This window comes from Bacillus sp. BHET2 (assembly GCF_005938125.1).
Classification (GTDB): Bacteria; Bacillota; Bacilli; order Bacillales; family Bacillaceae_B; genus Rossellomorea.
Map to the genome: position 1 here is coordinate 987,323 of NZ_VCQN01000001.1, position 17,183 is coordinate 1,004,505.

Sequence of the window (17,183 nt, forward strand, 5' to 3'; positions counted from 1 at the left end):
TACGGTTTAACAATGGGAAAAGTTTCATTAAATGTCTTATCCTCAAGTATCGAGCCCTTGCTTCAAGCATGAAAAAATCCGATTATTTAAAATCGGATTTGAAATACGGTAAGTTCAGGAGCGACGACGGCCTTTATCGGACCAAATACAATAATATAAATGAAAGGATTCCCAATACCACAATCATGATGGTATCTTTAAAGCCATCTTTCACACGAATATGAGCCAACATTCCTCCAATAGCTGTTATACCAAGGATGAGCGCTCCAGCTGAAATGACATTTTCCTGCCAGTATCCAATGACTAAAAGGGCAGCACCTGTTAACTCCACTAATCCTGTGACGCCCCTAAACCATTGAGGTAGCCGTAAGTGTTCAAATACACCACGCTGCATACTGGATCCGGTTAATTTTCCAACTGCTGCCATTAAAAACATGGCTGCTAATAAACCTTGTAACGTCCAGATAAAGATAGTCATGCTGTTTCCCCCTTCAAATAGAAGCAATGGAGCCTATTTAATGAGTATGCTATCTTATTAATTTCCATTCAATATTTTTCCTAGGACCAGGGAAATAGAATATTAAACCTACTCTTTTACCTTTAATCCCAATAAACTCGCAAACCCAATCGCTTGCTCCGGTGAAACCACACAACCAGATAGATTCTCAAGGGCCACATTGATGCGTGTAAACGTACATGTGCTTATATCGATTCCATTAAGGTTTGTTTGAGTAAAATCAATCTCATGAAGATCGCACTTATCAAAGCTCACCTTAACAAGTTTACAATCTGAATAATTCGCATTCTGTAAAGAGGTTTGATCGAATTTCACTTGTTTTAAACGAGCGTCCACAAAGTCACTCATATTCGCCATGGATTCAACGAAACTTACATTGCCTAAATTGGTCTCAGAAAAATCCACCCCCAATAACTTACATTCTTTAAATAGTACCCGGTGGATGATGCCTTCTGTGAAGATAGCATTCGAAAGATCACAGTTCTCAAACACTACATCCGTCATATCGATCCGTGGAAATGACGCACCAATGAACGAAACATTTTTAAACGCTACTTTAGATAAAACGAGCTGATCGAGCGCTTCGTTATCCAGTCGTGCATTTTCTACCATACAATTAGAAAGGTACGGATCTTCTTCATAATAGACATCTTGGAAATTAGCTGATGCTAAACGGGCTGGGATTTTCGGAGCTTCTATTTTGATTTTCATTGTTTGATTACACCTCTACTATGTTCATTTTCTATAAGGAAACTATATCATGAAGAAATTTGATTAGTAGTCTTGGATTTTTTCCAGGTGTGTGTCTCGCTAAATATATGATTGGCTGACCGGAGAGAATATTCTATACTTGAATTGATTTTCCTTTTATATTTTTAAAGGTACAATAGGATGTGATCATATAGAAACGAGGTGCTCACATGAAAGTACTAGAAACGGAAAGGCTCATCCTGAGATGGGTAGAATCGAGCGACGCTGAATTCATAATGAAATTATTAAATGAACCAGGCTGGTTAAAGTACATAGGTGACAAAGGCATTCGCACATTGGATGATGCAAGAAGTTATATTGTGAATGGTCCGAGAGCAATGTGTGAAAGAGAAGGCTTTGGATTATTTTTGACGGAAAGGAAAGATGATCAGTCTCCTATAGGCTTATGCGGATTAATTAAGCGTGAAGGGTTAGAAGATGTAGATATCGGTTTTGCGTTCCTTGCTGACTTTCAATCTCAAGGATATGCATATGAGGCAGCTGCAGGAACCATCGAATTTGCTAAGAAGATCGGCTTAAACCGGCTGGTAGCGATTACGACAAAGGATAATGAATTGTCATCTAAACTTCTAGAGAAACTGGATATGAATCCAGAAGGCTATGTGACACTGCCAAATGATACAGAAGAACTGAAAAAGTACGGGTTGAACTTGTAATAGAAGGCGTATCATCAGATTCATAATAAAAGAGCAGTGATCAGAGAATCACCGCTCTTTATAAACATATAACTTCTTTAATTCTCTCAGTACATAATTCTCCCGTTCTATCCAGCGATTGTTATCAAACTGATCCTTAAGACTTTCATTTCCATTGATGGCTTCATCCAGCGTAACCCATTTCGGTACCATTTCCAGTTCAGATTCGTACCCTTCCAATTGTTGCGGTACCTTTTCACTGTCAGTTAATTCACATCGAAAATAGTGAGAAGTCATTTCAAATAGAGATTCTTCATTAAATAAATCCATATGCCTCTGTGTGACAATTCCAAGTGGCTCATTAACAACACAGTGAACATATCCTGTTTCTTCAGCAATTTCCCTTATTAGTGCAGCATGTAAGGTTTCACCCTCTTCCACACCTCCACCAGGAAATTTAAAATCCCCTCTATTCGAATGCATAAGAAGTATCTTATGATTTTGAAAGATAACCGCTTTAACGGCCGTTCTATATTTCATTTTCAATTCAGTTTTTGCGTTTTTGGGTTTTCCTAATACTGTTTCAAACAATGTGGTATCTCCTTGTATTTTATTAAATTGTGATTAATCATTTAAAGCCGAAGATCAATGAACGATCTTCGGCTTTTTCATTCAGATTACTGATTTATTGGTTTTTCTGCATAACTGCAAAATAATTATCTTCACTATCTGCAAAGTTAAATACCCTGCCTGAAGGCATGTCCACAATTTCCCCAACCGTGATGTTTTTGTTTGATAAGTCTTTATGTAATTCATCCAGTTTGTCTGTGTACATCATTAATGAAGGAGTTCCAAGATTTAGTTCAGGCTGCATTTTAGCAATCAGTTCTTTATTATGGAGAACAATACTTGTTTCAGCTTCTTTCGTTGGTGCTATTTCAATCCATTTCATTCCTTGACCATTATCTTCCTCAGAAATGATGGTAAAACCGACTACTTCAGTCCAAAAATTCATCGATTTTTCCTGATCTTTCACATATAACATGATTTGCCCTACTTTATTTATCACCTTGATCACTCCTTTTTGAGTATGTTTCAATTATACCATCATCTTGTTGAAGCGTTAACATAAATCAACCTACATCGTCTAAGAATGTAGGTTGATTCTCATTATCGGTTAGAGTTTCCGATATATTCTGATTGAGGTCTGTAAATGGTATTATTCTCAGCCTGTTCTAATACATGGGCTGTCCATCCTACGATACGGCTCGCAGTAAAGGTGGGTGTAAATAAATCTGATTCAAGTTGAATGGATTTCATGATGGCCGCTGCATAGAACTCTACATTTGTGTAGAGTGATCTTCCCGGTTTAATTTCAGTTAAAAGTTGGAGCGCACTGTTTTCCACTGCCAATGCTAGATCAAGAGATTTTTCTTCCCCCTTGGATTTTAATAATTTTTTTCTTAAGGCTATAGCTCTCGGGTCATGAGTCTTATACACCCGATGACCAAATCCCATTAATTTCTCTCCTTTAAGCAACTTTCTTCTGATGACATTCTCCGCATGATCGGCAGTCCCGATCTCATTTAGAAGATCGATAACACCAGATGGAGCTCCTCCGTGAAGTGGACCTTTCATCGTCCCGATCGCTGAGGTTACGGCTGAAACCATATCTGATTCTGTGGAAGCCGTCACTCTTGCAGAAAATGAAGAAGCATTCATACCATGTTCCATGGTTAAGATCATGTATGTTTCTAACGCATCCACAACTACCTTAGAGGGCTTGTTACCGGTAAGCATATATAGATAATTCTCAATATGGTTAAGTCTGGGATTTGGCTCATTAATGGGGTTTCCCTTAACCCTATTATGTCTATAAGCAATAATGGTAGGTATTACAGCTGTTAACCTAATCGCTTGATCAATAGTAGGTTTCCAAAGGTAGCTTTTTCCTCCTTCAGCAGAGATTACAGTCCTCAATACACTCATCATATCCATTTCTTTAGGCAAAGAATGAATCACTTCCTTCATGGTATGAGATAAAGATCGAAGCGAGATCAATTTTCGCTTAACAGATTCTGCTTCGTCCTCTATTGGTAGACGACCATACCATAATAAGAACGCAACATCTTCAAATGAACGATTTGTTAGTTTCCCAATTTCATATCCTCTATAGATTAGGATCCCCTCTATACCATCAATGTGACTAATCATTGTTTGTGCTGCAATAATTCCTTTTAACCCTTTACTAAACATTCACTCATCCCCTTTTCATTCATTACAATTATTGTATAATGATAATATAATTAAGAAAATTAAATATTTTTAATTAATTTGATTAAAAATATTAATAAGGGTGAGGGAAATGGATCTAAATGTTTTAAAAACGTTTATTACCGCTGCTGAATTCGGTCATTTTAGAAAAGCTGCTGAAAGGCTATATATATCACAGCCTTCCGTTACCGTTCATATTAAACAATTAGAAAAAGAGCTCGGCGTTTTATTATTTGAACGTGAGGGAAAGAAAATTAAATTAACAGAGGCTGGGAGGTTCTATATAAAGCATGCACGAAGATTGTTAGACGTGTACGAGGAAGGTATCACTAATCTCCAATCCTTTCATCAAGGATATACATCAAAACTGAAAATCGCCATTTCTCCTTTAATTGCAGATAATGTATTACCTTTTGTGTTAAAACAGTATTTAGAAAACCATCCGCAAGTAGAGATTTCCGTTGAAATCATTGAATCAGAAAACATAGAGAAGGTTGTCCTGAATGAAAATGTGGACATTGGTCTTTCCTGCCTCCCTAGTTTTAGCCCGGAACTGGATCATACCTTATTATTTACTGATAAAGTGATTCTCGTTGCCCCCCATGATGGACGAGATTTCGAGTCCGCTTTTCCATTAGAAGAAGAGGAACTGTTAGAATCTCATCATGTTTTCACCCACAATCATCCTGCCTACTGGGATGATTTGTGCAGAACAATCAAACGATACTATCCTTATACAAAGATGATGAAAGTCACTCAAACTCATATTACGAAGCGGTTTATTGCAGAAGGACTTGGCGTTTCCTATCTTCCCTCCTCTACTGTCCGTCGGGAGCTACTTGAAGGGAGACTATTGGAGGTTGACACACATACTTTTCCATTACCAGAAGCAAGGACTTTCGCCATAACGAAATATCAGCATAAAGAACAGCAGGAGTTTTTACGTTTTCTGTCTCACTTCAGAGTATAAAAGAATACGAGCATATGATCTGAAAATGACAGAAATGCACTCGTATTCTTTATGCTTCATGGTTGATAGATTATTATTTCTTAAAAAGTCCTGTTAATAACTCAGAGACTCCAAATTGATTATCTTGTTGGTCTCTCATCTTCCTCACTTCAATAGGTTCTAAAGTATGAAAAATGCTCAAGAGCCGTTCTTTTGTATAACCTAATCCTCCCTTGAGAGAACCAGCTCTGTATACTTCCCAATCGGATATATCTGCACCGCCTAACTTTCCACCCTTTAGAAAACACGTAATGCCAAAGTAACCTCCCTTCTTTAATGATTTCTCAATAATTTTAATGTAACTCATCCTTCTATGAGGGGCTATATGATGAAAGCAGCCTGAATCGTAAATGAAATCGTACTTTCCTGGTTCAACATTAAAGTCAAATATATTTTGATGTAAGAAATTGATTGAAAGGTTTTCTTCATCGGCTCGTTCCTTTGCCCAGTCCAATGAAACCTTTGATACATCGACTGCGTCCACCTTAAATCCTTTCTCAGCTAAATAAATCGCATTCCTGCCAGGACCACATCCAAGTTCGAGAACTCTTCCACTCTTAATGATCTCCTTGTCCACATATGTAACTAAATTTTCGTCTGGTGCATTGACAAATATAGGAATCGCTTTATCACGATCAGAAAAAAACTCATCCCAAAATTGAGCAGGTTCCCTTATAAAAGAATCCAGCATATTTAATAAATCATCGAAATTATGAATGTTTTCTTGCATGTGTTCCCCTCCCAAATGAATATACATTCATTTTACTTTATTACAAAAGGAAGTAGGTTACCACGATTTTACAGTTCGTTTACTTTACAATCCAGCTCATCCATAAACAAGTGTTTGGGATGCCTCTAAAAAGGATGATAATCTCCCAAATTCAATCGTACGTTCTTTTTAATAGTTACATATATAAAATACTTTAGACTGAATAAATGACAATGGAAAGCCTTTATGAATGATAGGTTAAATACAACAACCTCATTTATTATTTCAATTATTACATTTTTATTACATATGAAAGAATTATTTCTATATACTGACCAAGAGTAACAAATGATTATAATCTGATCTTTTATCACTTTCAACTATCTTAAGTTTCAATTTGTCCATCACCTTCATTTATATACTTTTCCATCCTGATGTCCGCCCACATCTTATTGTTCCAATATGTGAAATCAGCAATTCTTCCAATTTCGTGATATCCTAACCGGGTATACAAATCATATGCCTGAGTATTAAATTCAAAGACCCCTAACTCAATTCGGTCGTGTCCTTGCTTTTTTATCTCTGCCTCTAAAAACTGGATTGCCTTAAATCCTACTCCCTTTCCCCGTCCCTGGGCTTCACCGATCGTAATTCCAATCCATGCAGTTCCTGTCACTTTTCTATACAAATGAACAGGGTCAAGCATATAATTCATTTCTCCCACAAGAGTGTCATCTAAGTAGATGAGATACACCTGATGAGTGTCTAAACGCTTTCTAAACTCGTTTAAGGTCGTATCTCTCCTTTGTTCCGACTCATCTTTATCTTTGCAGGGACGAATGAGGGGAATTAATGCTGGATCATTGTCCCATCGATTCATTGCGAATACCATATCAGATTCAGGTTCGATTATCTTTATGAAATGTATTTTCATCTATTTCCCTACCTTCAAACTATTTTTTTCATTTAAAAGTAATACATTGCATTCTACAGAAAAAAGCAAAAGTCGATGTTTTTACATGATGGGGGGGCGATATTTAGATCGCTACTATTTAAACCAACCTGTACATTAATATATCATCTACATATTCATTTTCATCAAATTTAAATTCTCTTATCTTGCGCCCTTCCTCTATGAATCCTAATTGCTTGTATAGTGCGATAGCTCGTTGATTTGTATGGAAAACACCTAAACATATCTTTTCAATTTTAGGATTCTGTTCCGCCCATTGAATCAACTCTTCAATCAATTTCTTGCCAACGCCTTTCCCTCTATAATCTTTATGAATCATGACTCCAAATGAACCTGTATGCATTAACCTTTTCCGGTCTTGGGATAAAAATACCAACCAGCCAACAACCTTGTTGTTTATTTCAGCAACCAGCAGCGTATTCCTACTCTTTTCTGATATCTCCTGAATCCATCCTCTTTGTTCTTCTTCCGTTTTCTGAAATTCTTCTGTTACAGATATAAAATAATCATTTTCAGCTATTACCTCACGTTGAATGTGTAAAATGGCTTCTGCATCTTCTATTCTGGCTTTACGTATTTGAACATTCATGTGGTTCGTTTCGATCATCCTTATGCCCTCCGATTTCTGTTTCGATTATTAAACTTCGAAGTAATTCTACTATTATCAACTAAAAGTTAGCAACGCGAATTTAGCAACCACGAGTAAGACGCTAACAGTAGTAGAAAAATAGTAGCTTCAACTTCCTTATTTTAACATCAATTGAATTCTTTACACGCTAATTCTGTAAGGCACAAGCATTACCTTTCTGTTCTATCGATTTCCTTTATTAAATAGGTTTATATATGACGTTATTTACCTATTTTAAGGAGGAAGATAAATGAACGGAGTGATCAATGCAATCAAGCTGAACCAAGTCATGGAATATGAAGATCTTTTTCACCAAGCATACTCGCCATCGCGACTTAAAGCTGGTCAAGTGAAACAAATAAATTATCATATTCAACCGAATAAAAATGAACTATCCTACGAAATTGCGAATGGGGAAAAGGTATATGTAAATGTAGAGGATGCACCCTGCCCTCCCTCTATTGTCAGGGAAGAACTCAGCTATCAGACTTTATTTCATTTGAAACAACCTATCGATATTGAGATAGCAGGGGTAAAAAGATCGTCTATTATAATATCGATACAAGTTTCATGGCTCGATGAAGGCAATTTCGTCTCATATGGTGTGAAAGATCGTACTGATACGACTTATTTCGGAGTAAGACAAGAACGATTGGTGGAATGGAATCCAATTGGGAGATGAAGATTTCTTTTCATTAGAACCTGTCATCATTAAGAAAAGATGCTAATTCCCAACAGGGATCTTAGCATCTTTTTTAAATTATTTATAAAATACTTTATCTACATTATATTTCGCTTGAAGCTTATTAAGGATGTATGTTTCGTAAATTTCACGATCCATAGCGTCCTCTACAATGGCTACGTCGATTCGATAAATTTCGCCTCTATGATTACGTAGTGGTGAAACACTATCTTCCAAGTGCTTTTTGACTCTTTGTCTTAATTTACGTGCTTTCCCAACGAAGAGAAGTTCATCATTAATATTATAGAATAAGATGATGCCACCTTTGTCTCTTGGAATATCGTGAAGATCAATGAATCCTTGAATACTCTTGATCTTTGGTTCTTCCGAATCTCTTGGTTGCTTTCGTTCCGTTATGGAAATATCCGCTTGTGGGATTTGAATGTTTATCATAAATGGTCACGTCCTTTATTTGCTCTAAGAGGTAATGGTAACACAAAAAAGATAGAAATACTATACAACGTAACACTTACTTACAAAAAAGAGAATGTTCCTCTCCCTCTTTACACGTAACTATTCCAATTTAATTTTGAAAAGTTTAATGAAGAATTTTGCCCACAGGAATCTCAGTTATTTATTCCTTACGAGGCTGGATAATCTTTTGTATCATTACAATTTCCTCCTACTCATTTCGGGGAACAAGTATCTCTAAATGCTGTTTTAAATTTTCTACCTTGATGGGAAGTCTGTCTCCTTCATCTCCATCCACATTTGCAATCATTTCATAAGTAGATGATGCTTCAATCTGATCTACTTTCATATAATGAACGTGTTCGCTAGCAGCTAATTCACCTGATAATACTTTAGGAAGTAACAGAAGAAATTGAGGCAAAGCGATATCTTTGATAATAAAGACATGAAGCTTTCCATCGTTCACTTTGGCTTCAGGAGCAATGGTCTCCATCCCGCCGACTGAGTTGGTAAGTGCAATCAGCATAAGAAGAGCTTCCCCTTCCCAATCATGATTAGAGTGCACCTTGAGTTCAAAGGGCTGCTTCTCCTTCATTTTCTTCATTCCTTCTATAATATAGGCAAGTGGCCCTAGCTTAGATTTCTGCTCGACAGGTGTCGAAAAAGACGCTTCTGCCAAAGCCCCTACTGCAACGATATTGATAAAGTACCGATCATTGATCTTACCAACATCTGTTTTCTGTATATGATGTTGCTTAAAGATGTTGATTGCTTCTTCCGGTTTCATAGGGATGTTGAGTGCTCTAGCAAAGTCATTAACCGTTCCAAGAGGGATAAGCCCGAAAAGTGGACGATGTTCCTGCTCTGCCATTCCATTGATTGCTTCATTGATTGTTCCATCTCCACCCATGGCTGCCACGAAATTAAACTTTTTCTCACAAGCTTCCCTTGCAAACGAGACCGCGTCTCCTTCTCCTTTTGTCAATCGCAATTCCGTTTCATATCCCATTTCTCTCATAACATTAAGTGCATGATCACAATACTCGTTTCCCATTTCTGTTCCAGAAGATGGATTGACAATCAGCATGGCTTGTTTCACGGTGATTCCTCCCCTTTATAATAAGTATATGGTTAGGGTATACCCTATAAGTGAAGAGAGGAATCCTTCATATGAGCAATTCACGCTAATGAAATAATCCGGACTCTTTTGATTTTTTCATAAACGCTTTCGATTTATCGTTAAGCGGCTTCTTTAGAACAGTACCAAATAGTAAAGCACCAATACCAAACAGGAGAAGATAAAGAATATCATGGTTCGCCCTTTCCCACACAATTCTGCCTACAGCCTCCCTCATGAGATCAATGGCATATGAAAACGGAAGAAAGGGGTGTATCGTTTGAAAAAATCTCGGTAGTAGTTCAACTGGATACGTTCCCCCAGCTCCTGCAATCTGAAGGACAAGGAGCACGATAGCCATGGCCTTCCCTATGTTTCCAAATACCGATACTAGCGTGTAAACCACGATCATAAAAATGATGCTTGTCATTGCGCCGAATAAAACAAACCAGAAGGGTTCGGCAATGTTGACCCTTAAGAGGTAGATGTCACCAACGGTTACAATTATGGCTTGTACCACACCAATACTGAGAAACGTTAACAGTCTGCCAAAATAGATTTGGCTTTGGGTATAGCTATTTTGACCCATCACTTCTGTAGCCAATAGAGAAATAAGCAATAGGGCTCCCACCCATATTGCCAACACCGTGTAAAAGGGTGTCATGGCTGCACCATAATTTTCAATCGGGAAGAGACTGTTTTTCTTTAGAACAACCGGTTCTTCAAAAAAGCTCTTCTCAGCATCGGGATCATTTTGAAGAAGTTCAATGATTTCGTTGATGTCGGTCTTACCTTGAATGTCTCGAATCCGATTAGCCAAATTGCTAATTTTATCTCTAACATAAGGGAATTCCCCTAACATGTTTTCGAGAGTTTCCGTCCCGTTGTTGATGTTCGTGTCTGTATTGGAGAGGATTCTTTCTACTTCAGGAATAGTCGATTGAATTTCTTGAAGGATTCCCCTCGCATCATTTATAGTTCTCTTCGCTTTATCTACTTCTTCTAATACAACGGGTTCTATATTTTGTTTATACTCTTTCAAAAATGTGTCGATTTCGGTTTCTGTTTTGACAGATCGGTCGTTGATCCCTTTTATAACTTTGTCCACATCCTGCTGTTTTGTTGAAAGAAACTGATTTAATTTCTGCCCTTCTTGTTGGATTGTCAACATTTTCTGCTTAACTTCAGCAAGTTGTTCAAGGGTTTGTTGGATCTGTTCCTGACTTTGGCTACCATCATCATTCTGCAGTTGCTTTAAGGATGATTCAATCGTTTCAATTGTTTGTATAGAAGTGGTTACCCTTTCAGAGATACTGTTATTAATCATTTCTCCACCACTAAGATCAATAGAAGCGGCCTGAATCGCTTGAATGAACTCATTGATCTTGGCAGCCATTCCTTGTACTTTCTCCAAATCCCTTTGAACTTGAGGAGCAATATTATTCAATCGTTCTTCAGCCTTATTTAGCAATGATCCCGTATTTTCCAACGTCTCTAAACCTTGATTCGTTACTCTTTCTATGTCTGGAATTCCTGCTTGTGCTTTGTGTATAATCTCTTGCGCACTTTGTGCATCGGATAATGATTCTTGTAATGTATCACCGATTCCCGGTAATGTATCATCCACTTCAAATACATATTCTTCAAACTTTTTGATATCGGGAAGGTCCTTTTCGATTTCAATCCCAAGTTCATTAAATAACTGGAAAATAGTCCCGTTCACTGTCGATATAAATGAACTTGTTATTTTATCGACAATCCCGCCTGCTCCGGATTCTGTAATCTTAGGTGCAATTGCATTTATTTTTTCATTTACATAGTATTCTAATGGTGCTTTCTTCGGATCATCCTCTACGACAGTAGCCAATTTGCTTGAGAAGTCTTCTGGAATAATAATGACAGCAAAATAATCTCCATACTCCACTTTATCCATTGCTTTTTTTCTTTTCACAAACTGCCAGTTCATATCATCATTTTTCTTTAACTCTTTTACTAGATCCTTGCCAATATTAATCTTTTCCCCACGAATCTCTGCACCAATATCTTCATCTACAATGCCTACAGGGAGCTGATTAGTCTTACTATAAGGATCCCATGAGGCCCCGATATTGAACCAGGCATACAAAGAAGGCAGTATCATTAGTCCTCCTATCAAGAATGCAGCTACCCAGTTCCTCATAACATTTTTAATATCCCTCGTATAAATACTCCATATATTTTGCATACGTATTCCTGCCTTTATCCCGAACTATTAAGTCTGAAAATTAGTATGCCCAACTTCATATTTCTCACTATAATTGTTTGTATTCTATTATTACTTATAAAAATAGAAGGTCCCTATTATTAATGGGACCTTCTGAGGGAAAAATAATGCTCTAATTTCAGTAAGATTAATGATCTTTTAATGCATCCACAACTTCTTTATCTATACTGCGCACATGCAAATCCTGCTGTGGAAAAGGAATTTCAATACGATGTTCATGTAGGATTTTATATATGCGGAAATGCAAGTTACTTTTGATTAGAATGACTTTATCAGGATTACTGATCCAGACAAAGAGCTCAAAATCCAACGACGAACTACCAAACCCTACAAAGTTCACAAATGGACTCGGTTCCACCAGAACAGTATCGGAATCTTTCTCTTCCTGCGCTGCCACCTTTAACAAAAGTTCCCTGACCATCTCAACATCACTTCCATATGCCACTCCAATGGGAATAACCAATCGAAGTCTAGGATCAGAATAGGAACGATTCACCACTTGCTCTTCTAGGAAATATGAATTTGGTACGATGATATGTTCATTGTCCAATGTTTTGATAATGGTTGCCCTCATGTTGATCTTTTCCACATCGCCAATTACGTCATTTACGATCACACGGTCTCCTACCTTGATCGGTCTTTCAAACAATAAGATAATACCTGAGATGAAATTAGAAGCAATATTTTGCAGGCCAAATCCTATTCCCACCCCTATGATTCCAGCGAACACTGTCAAGGCACTCAAGTCAATTCCCACTGTCGTCAAACTTATAAATATTGCTAAAACCATAACACTATAATGAAAAATTTTATCGAATGTAAATTGAAGTCCGCGATCTAAGTTGTAGCGCTGATAAATATTAGGGAGCAAGTATTTTGTCATAATATTGGAGGAGCGGTTGGCGATGGATATAATGAGTATCGCGATAATGAGTAAAAAGAAAGTCACTTTCACCTTCCCGACTGAAACAATTTCCCGAAACATCCAGGCTGAATTGGAGAAGTAAAAAACCATAAATAGTAATATTCCATAAGTCGTAATCCAGTTTAAAATATAACGAACGAGAGAATCCATTTGAAATAATAGTTTACTATCACTTTGTTTCATTCGCTTTGTTACGGATAGAATGATCATTCTGATTAAGAAAATGAGGAAAACATAAAATAAAAAGAATAAAAGGTTCATCCAATCGAATTGCTCAATAGCTTGAAACCAATTATCTGTTACTTCGTCTATTTCCGTGTTCATTTTTGTCATCACCCTTTCACATTATCTCCCCCTTATGTAGCGAAGGATAAATTAGTTATTCATTCCGAATTTACACTTAGATCCCTGGAATTGTTTATTGAACTGCTTAATTACATGTTAGAGAGATTAAATCGTCGGTAAAGTCCGTTTCAATACCACAGTTCACAATGAATTTAGAACATTTTCTCTACATCTTCATAATTTTCCCACTCTCCTAAAGTACGTAGGACTAGTCGCTTAATATCCATAATTCTTACCACTCCACATTCTCTGCTATTTGCCAAATCGCATAGTGCAAGAAGGTCTAATAATTTTGATTTACGAAGCCACTTTTCAGGTAAGGATCCCCCACTCTTTATGTAACTTACGATAAATGGTTCTAATAATCCTTTTGTGGTGATCCCCTCATATCTCAACATATTTCCAATGTCGGTTAATGGCGAACCACTAAAAGCGTATTCCCAATCCAAAATGGCTGAAATAGTAAGGCTGTCTACCTTTTCATTTACTAATATATTTAGTGGGTTAAAGTCACTATGGACCAAAGAATTTTGGTCCCCAAGGTAATCCATCAGATGTCCATTCTCATTGGTGAACGATAGGATTTTGTCGCTTAAATCGGGACCTAAATGCCTTTTTCCATACCCATCATGAATACATCCTCTTATTAACTGCAAAAATAGGTCAGAGGATATCCTTACATTTTCTTTAACCTCTAACTTATCATTGAAGAATCCAGAGTGAGGGAATCTGATTTTATGTATGCATGCTAATGTGCTTCCTACTGTAGTTGCTGCACCTGATTGAAGTGTACTATTCTTCTGAAGAACCTCTGAAAGTTGTATTCCGGTCTTCCAGTTCATTAATACAAAGGGCTTGTTGAAAACGGTGCATGAAAAGTCACTATAAAGGACTTGCGGTACGGGTACTCTGTCCTTTAAAAGGGTTAGTATTTCTTTTTCAATCTTTATAGATTCATTATTCTTGTCAAATATCCGAAGAACGAATTGATCTTTGCTATTGGTTATGATCTTTATATTCGTATTATTCAGACCCCCACTTAATATTTGGACATGACCTATGCCCTTTTCCTTTAAAAAGGGTTTTAGCATATCCCCAATAGTAGGAATGGCTGGAATGATTAAATCATTTGAACGTTCCCACCCTGCTTTCATTGCTATGCCCCTCCATGATTTCAAATGATTGATTATTATTATTCGAAGAACTACAGATCAAATCAAGAAACATAAAATAACGATTAGGTATCAAGATTTTTTCCGCTCATATAGTGTTTATACATCCTAATCTTCTTGGTTAGCATTTCATTTGTAGACAACAATGAATCTATCTGATTTTGAATGTTTTTTTGATGAGTTTCTAAAATATTAAGTCTTTCACTGGTCGTTTGATTTCCTTCTGAAAACAACTGAGTATATGTCTTTATATCGGAAATCGGCATTTGTGTTTCTCTTAGTTTCATGACAAATTGCAGCCACTTGATGTGAGAATCAGTATAGCTTCTTACACCTGATGATGTCCTTTCTGGTGAAATAATGCCTTCTTTTTCATAATAACGAAGGGTATGTGGATTGACCCCTAATGCGTCAGCCGCTTCACTTATACTATACATACATAATTCCTCCCATGAATAAAAGCTTGACTTAGAGTTCACTCTAACCTTTAGGATAAAATTGTACCACAACATGACAGGAGGAATAAATATGAAATATACAGTCATTACAGGAGCGAGTTCCGGAATCGGATACCAAGCAGCACTGGCATTTGCAGCAAGGGGGAAAAACATTATTGTCGTCGCTAGACGAGAGGACAAGCTGGGTGAGCTAAAGAAAGAGATTTCTTCTTTTCACCCTGATGTGGAAGTTGTGACGATGACGGCTGATTTATCCAGAAGCGAGAACGTCTATTCTTTTTACGAGAGTTTGAAACCTTATCAAATAGAAACACTTATCAATAATGCAGGCTTTGGCAACTTTGATTCGGTCGCCGATCAAAATCTTTCTAAAATAGAAAGCATGTTAAGATTGAATATTGAAGCCGTAACCGTTCTATCTACACTGTTTGTTCGGGATTATCAAAATGTAGCAGATACACAGCTTATTAATGTCTCCTCAGGTGGAGGATACACCATAGTGGCAGATGCCGTTACGTATTGCGCAACGAAATTCTATGTGAGTGCGTTTACCGAAGGGCTTGCACAGGAGCTTGAATCAAAAGGGGCACAAATGAAAGCGAAAATACTGGCTCCGGCAGCGACTGAAACAGAGTTCGCTCAGCGATCATTCGATGTAAATGAGTTCGAATATAATGGTAGCGTTCCTCAGTACCACACTGCCAAGGAAATGGCTCAATTCATGCTGGATCTTTATGACAGTGACAAGGTGGTAGGAATTGTAAACGGAGAATCTTATGAGTTTAAGTTGGTGGACCCGATTTATCCTTATGCGAAGCGTTCTAGCAACAACTAGAATCGTTTTTATTTCACCCAAGAAGACTTTTCTGCTCAGAGCTAATAACTCTGAGCTTTTTTTGGCTCTTGTAGTCCAAGCTAGACTCCTAAATTTGATAACTAGGAGTAACAATTTATCTCGCATTACTAATGAGGCAGGTATAACCCGCACTAAAATATTTCCCTCACCTAATCCAGTCAAACAATTGAAATCTACAATCGTTAATCCTTAACCGCACCATTTACTTGATAAAATTCATTACAATATTCAATAATATACCTCATGAACATAAGGGTGCAGTTCACTCTCTCTTCTTCTGACTTAAAATTTCGTTTTTTCAAACCCTTTCGGATATTCATTGCCTCCTTTATAATACTGCTCCACTCCTCTGGAAGATGGAGTAGACCATACTCCCCAGCTCCCAGTTTAGAAACAATGTCGATTTCTTTTAACGTATAAAATTGCCTAAGCAGCCCGAGGACGGACCATTCTAATTCAGTATCAATCACATCTGTAGGAAAGGTCTTTACCTCGTCAATGGAATTTTCCAACCATTGGGTCCTTCCAAACCAATACGAATTCATATTGGTAAGAACATATGAAACCAATTGTTTTGACGAAATGACCACATCATAAGAAGAGATTTCTGGTCCCAAGACCTTAACTCCCTTATGTTGAAACAAATACCAAGTGATCGGGTTAAAATTAAAATACTTACCCCTTTTCAGTTCCCCCTTGTTGTAATACGGATAAAGTGCACTTTCATCTTTTATATTTGAATTAAGCATCCCAATATCCTCTATCAGTATATATACTCCATCCATTTCAGGCTTTGGATACTGGACTTTAACCTGTTGATGTACAAAGGAAAGCAGATTCAGTTCATCTTCAGTTAAACGACGGTTCAAAACCGTAATAAAGTCGATATCACTGGAATTATTTTCATACGCCTCCAGGGCAATCGAGCCATGCAAGTATAAACCTTGAACCAAATCTGGTAATAAATTATTTAAGAGAGTGATATATTCATTTAATACTGTTTCAACAACTGATGGTGTTATAGCCACTTTCTTTCCTCCTTAGGGATTGTAATTGTTTTTAAATATCTCCGTTAAGAAATCATGTTAGCATTTATTTCCATTTTTAGATAGAGTTTTTATATAAGGCTCTTTTCGCAAAGATTGTTGTTTTCTAAACATAGGAGCTGCTGCCTAGGCTCTGTCTATGAGTGAGTGCGATAGATGGTGAGGGGAACGGCTTCGCTTTCCGGCGGACGAACGACCAAGCCTCCTCAGCTGCGCTTCCGGGGTCTCGGCACGCCCGTTTTTCCGCAGGAGTCTACGCCGTTCCCCTCACCATCTAAATGAGATATTGTGACAGAGCTTACTAGTGAAAAAAACGAATGAAATAGTATCAT

The 17,183-nt window shown here is 37.3% G+C and carries 19 protein-coding genes; 4 read left to right on the forward strand and 15 right to left on the reverse strand.

Going from position 1 to position 17,183, the window contains the following annotated elements:
• Positions 1-133: 133 nt before the first annotated feature.
• Positions 134-478: a DoxX family protein gene (locus FGG79_RS05180; protein WP_138776670.1), complete on the reverse strand. Its 345-nt coding sequence runs from the start codon at positions 476-478 to the stop codon at positions 134-136.
• Between the two features lie 108 nt (positions 479-586).
• Positions 587-1,228: a pentapeptide repeat-containing protein gene (locus FGG79_RS05185; RefSeq protein ID WP_138776671.1), complete on the reverse strand. Its 642-nt coding sequence runs from the start codon at positions 1,226-1,228 to the stop codon at positions 587-589.
• A 209-nt stretch (positions 1,229-1,437) separates the two neighbouring features.
• Here FGG79_RS05185 and FGG79_RS05190 point away from each other — a divergent pair, with 209 nt between their 5' ends.
• Entirely contained in the window at positions 1,438-1,944 is a 507-nt protein-coding gene (locus FGG79_RS05190; RefSeq protein ID WP_138776672.1) for a GNAT family N-acetyltransferase, read from the forward strand.
• Between the two features lie 48 nt (positions 1,945-1,992).
• Here the strand turns inward: FGG79_RS05190 and FGG79_RS05195 are convergent, their stop codons facing one another.
• From FGG79_RS05195 to FGG79_RS05205, 3 genes are all read right to left on the reverse strand, one after another.
• Positions 1,993-2,514, reverse strand: coding sequence for an NUDIX hydrolase (locus FGG79_RS05195; RefSeq protein WP_240794198.1), 522 nt, complete (start codon positions 2,512-2,514; stop codon positions 1,993-1,995).
• A gap of 94 nt (positions 2,515-2,608) precedes the next feature.
• The gene (locus tag FGG79_RS05200; RefSeq protein WP_138776673.1) at positions 2,609-2,992 is read right to left on the reverse strand and encodes a VOC family protein; all 384 of its coding nucleotides are present in this window, start codon (positions 2,990-2,992) and stop codon (positions 2,609-2,611) included.
• 101 nt (positions 2,993-3,093) lie between these two features.
• Complete coding sequence (locus tag FGG79_RS05205) at positions 3,094-4,179, reverse strand: citrate synthase/methylcitrate synthase (protein WP_138776674.1); 1,086 nt, start codon at positions 4,177-4,179, stop codon at positions 3,094-3,096.
• Positions 4,180-4,288: 109 nt separating this feature from the next.
• Between FGG79_RS05205 and FGG79_RS05210 the strand changes: the two genes are divergently transcribed.
• Complete coding sequence (locus FGG79_RS05210; protein ID WP_138776675.1) at positions 4,289-5,167, forward strand: LysR family transcriptional regulator; 879 nt, start codon at positions 4,289-4,291, stop codon at positions 5,165-5,167.
• Between the two features lie 73 nt (positions 5,168-5,240).
• Here the strand turns inward: FGG79_RS05210 and FGG79_RS05215 are convergent, their stop codons facing one another.
• The 3 genes from FGG79_RS05215 to FGG79_RS05225 all read right to left on the reverse strand — a co-directional run bounded on the left by FGG79_RS05215 (position 5,241) and on the right by FGG79_RS05225 (position 7,495).
• On the reverse strand, positions 5,241-5,936 hold the full coding sequence (locus tag FGG79_RS05215) for a class I SAM-dependent methyltransferase (protein WP_138776676.1): 696 nt from the start codon (positions 5,934-5,936) through the stop codon (positions 5,241-5,243).
• A 364-nt stretch (positions 5,937-6,300) separates the two neighbouring features.
• Positions 6,301-6,849 carry a GNAT family N-acetyltransferase gene (locus tag FGG79_RS05220; protein ID WP_138776677.1) on the reverse strand — a complete coding sequence of 183 codons (549 nt, stop codon included), beginning with the start codon at positions 6,847-6,849 and terminating at the stop codon, positions 6,301-6,303.
• Between the two features lie 118 nt (positions 6,850-6,967).
• On the reverse strand, positions 6,968-7,495 hold the full coding sequence (locus FGG79_RS05225) for a GNAT family N-acetyltransferase (protein WP_240794199.1): 528 nt from the start codon (positions 7,493-7,495) through the stop codon (positions 6,968-6,970).
• 271 nt (positions 7,496-7,766) lie between these two features.
• Here FGG79_RS05225 and FGG79_RS05230 point away from each other — a divergent pair, with 271 nt between their 5' ends.
• The gene (locus tag FGG79_RS05230) at positions 7,767-8,198 is read left to right on the forward strand and encodes a hypothetical protein (protein ID WP_138776679.1); all 432 of its coding nucleotides are present in this window, start codon (positions 7,767-7,769) and stop codon (positions 8,196-8,198) included.
• Positions 8,199-8,276: 78 nt separating this feature from the next.
• Here FGG79_RS05230 and FGG79_RS05235 read toward each other — a convergent pair whose 3' ends face one another.
• The 6 genes from FGG79_RS05235 to FGG79_RS05260 all read right to left on the reverse strand — a co-directional run bounded on the left by FGG79_RS05235 (position 8,277) and on the right by FGG79_RS05260 (position 14,928).
• On the reverse strand, positions 8,277-8,651 hold the full coding sequence (locus tag FGG79_RS05235) for a nucleotide excision repair endonuclease (RefSeq protein WP_138776680.1): 375 nt from the start codon (positions 8,649-8,651) through the stop codon (positions 8,277-8,279).
• Positions 8,652-8,880: 229 nt separating this feature from the next.
• The gene (locus FGG79_RS05240) at positions 8,881-9,768 is read right to left on the reverse strand and encodes a diacylglycerol/lipid kinase family protein (RefSeq protein ID WP_138776681.1); all 888 of its coding nucleotides are present in this window, start codon (positions 9,766-9,768) and stop codon (positions 8,881-8,883) included.
• An 85-nt stretch (positions 9,769-9,853) separates the two neighbouring features.
• A complete protein-coding gene (locus tag FGG79_RS05245) occupies positions 9,854-12,010 on the reverse strand; it encodes a YhgE/Pip domain-containing protein (protein ID WP_171050809.1) in 2,157 nt (718 codons plus the stop codon).
• Positions 12,011-12,176: 166 nt separating this feature from the next.
• Entirely contained in the window at positions 12,177-13,298 is a 1,122-nt protein-coding gene (locus FGG79_RS05250) for a mechanosensitive ion channel family protein (RefSeq protein ID WP_171050810.1), read from the reverse strand.
• A 173-nt stretch (positions 13,299-13,471) separates the two neighbouring features.
• On the reverse strand, positions 13,472-14,473 hold the full coding sequence (locus FGG79_RS05255) for a phosphotransferase family protein (RefSeq protein ID WP_138776682.1): 1,002 nt from the start codon (positions 14,471-14,473) through the stop codon (positions 13,472-13,474).
• 83 nt (positions 14,474-14,556) lie between these two features.
• Positions 14,557-14,928: a MerR family transcriptional regulator gene (locus FGG79_RS05260; protein ID WP_138776683.1), complete on the reverse strand. Its 372-nt coding sequence runs from the start codon at positions 14,926-14,928 to the stop codon at positions 14,557-14,559.
• A 91-nt stretch (positions 14,929-15,019) separates the two neighbouring features.
• Between FGG79_RS05260 and FGG79_RS05265 the strand changes: the two genes are divergently transcribed.
• Complete coding sequence (locus FGG79_RS05265; RefSeq protein WP_138776684.1) at positions 15,020-15,784, forward strand: SDR family NAD(P)-dependent oxidoreductase; 765 nt, start codon at positions 15,020-15,022, stop codon at positions 15,782-15,784.
• A gap of 203 nt (positions 15,785-15,987) precedes the next feature.
• Here FGG79_RS05265 and FGG79_RS05270 read toward each other — a convergent pair whose 3' ends face one another.
• On the reverse strand, positions 15,988-16,833 hold the full coding sequence (locus tag FGG79_RS05270; RefSeq protein ID WP_138776685.1) for an aminoglycoside adenylyltransferase domain-containing protein: 846 nt from the start codon (positions 16,831-16,833) through the stop codon (positions 15,988-15,990).
• Positions 16,834-17,183: the final 350 nt, after the last annotated feature.

Coding starts and splice junctions, on each gene's coding strand:
- FGG79_RS05180 (WP_138776670.1), bottom strand. CDS start 478: ATGACTATCTTTATCTGGACGTTACAAGGTTTATTAGCAGCCATGTTT.
- FGG79_RS05185 (WP_138776671.1), bottom strand. CDS start 1,228: ATGAAAATCAAAATAGAAGCTCCGAAAATCCCAGCCCGTTTAGCATCA.
- FGG79_RS05190 (WP_138776672.1), top strand. CDS start 1,438: ATGAAAGTACTAGAAACGGAAAGGCTCATCCTGAGATGGGTAGAATCG.
- FGG79_RS05205 (WP_138776674.1), bottom strand. CDS start 4,179: ATGTTTAGTAAAGGGTTAAAAGGAATTATTGCAGCACAAACAATGATT.
- FGG79_RS05210 (WP_138776675.1), top strand. CDS start 4,289: ATGGATCTAAATGTTTTAAAAACGTTTATTACCGCTGCTGAATTCGGT.
- FGG79_RS05215 (WP_138776676.1), bottom strand. CDS start 5,936: ATGCAAGAAAACATTCATAATTTCGATGATTTATTAAATATGCTGGAT.
- FGG79_RS05220 (WP_138776677.1), bottom strand. CDS start 6,849: ATGAAAATACATTTCATAAAGATAATCGAACCTGAATCTGATATGGTA.
- FGG79_RS05225 (WP_240794199.1), bottom strand. CDS start 7,495: ATGATCGAAACGAACCACATGAATGTTCAAATACGTAAAGCCAGAATA.
- FGG79_RS05230 (WP_138776679.1), top strand. CDS start 7,767: ATGAACGGAGTGATCAATGCAATCAAGCTGAACCAAGTCATGGAATAT.
- FGG79_RS05235 (WP_138776680.1), bottom strand. CDS start 8,651: ATGATAAACATTCAAATCCCACAAGCGGATATTTCCATAACGGAACGA.
- FGG79_RS05245 (WP_171050809.1), bottom strand. CDS start 12,010: ATGCAAAATATATGGAGTATTTATACGAGGGATATTAAAAATGTTATG.
- FGG79_RS05250 (WP_171050810.1), bottom strand. CDS start 13,298: ATGAACACGGAAATAGACGAAGTAACAGATAATTGGTTTCAAGCTATT.
- FGG79_RS05255 (WP_138776682.1), bottom strand. CDS start 14,473: ATGAAAGCAGGGTGGGAACGTTCAAATGATTTAATCATTCCAGCCATT.
- FGG79_RS05260 (WP_138776683.1), bottom strand. CDS start 14,928: ATGTATAGTATAAGTGAAGCGGCTGACGCATTAGGGGTCAATCCACAT.
- FGG79_RS05265 (WP_138776684.1), top strand. CDS start 15,020: ATGAAATATACAGTCATTACAGGAGCGAGTTCCGGAATCGGATACCAA.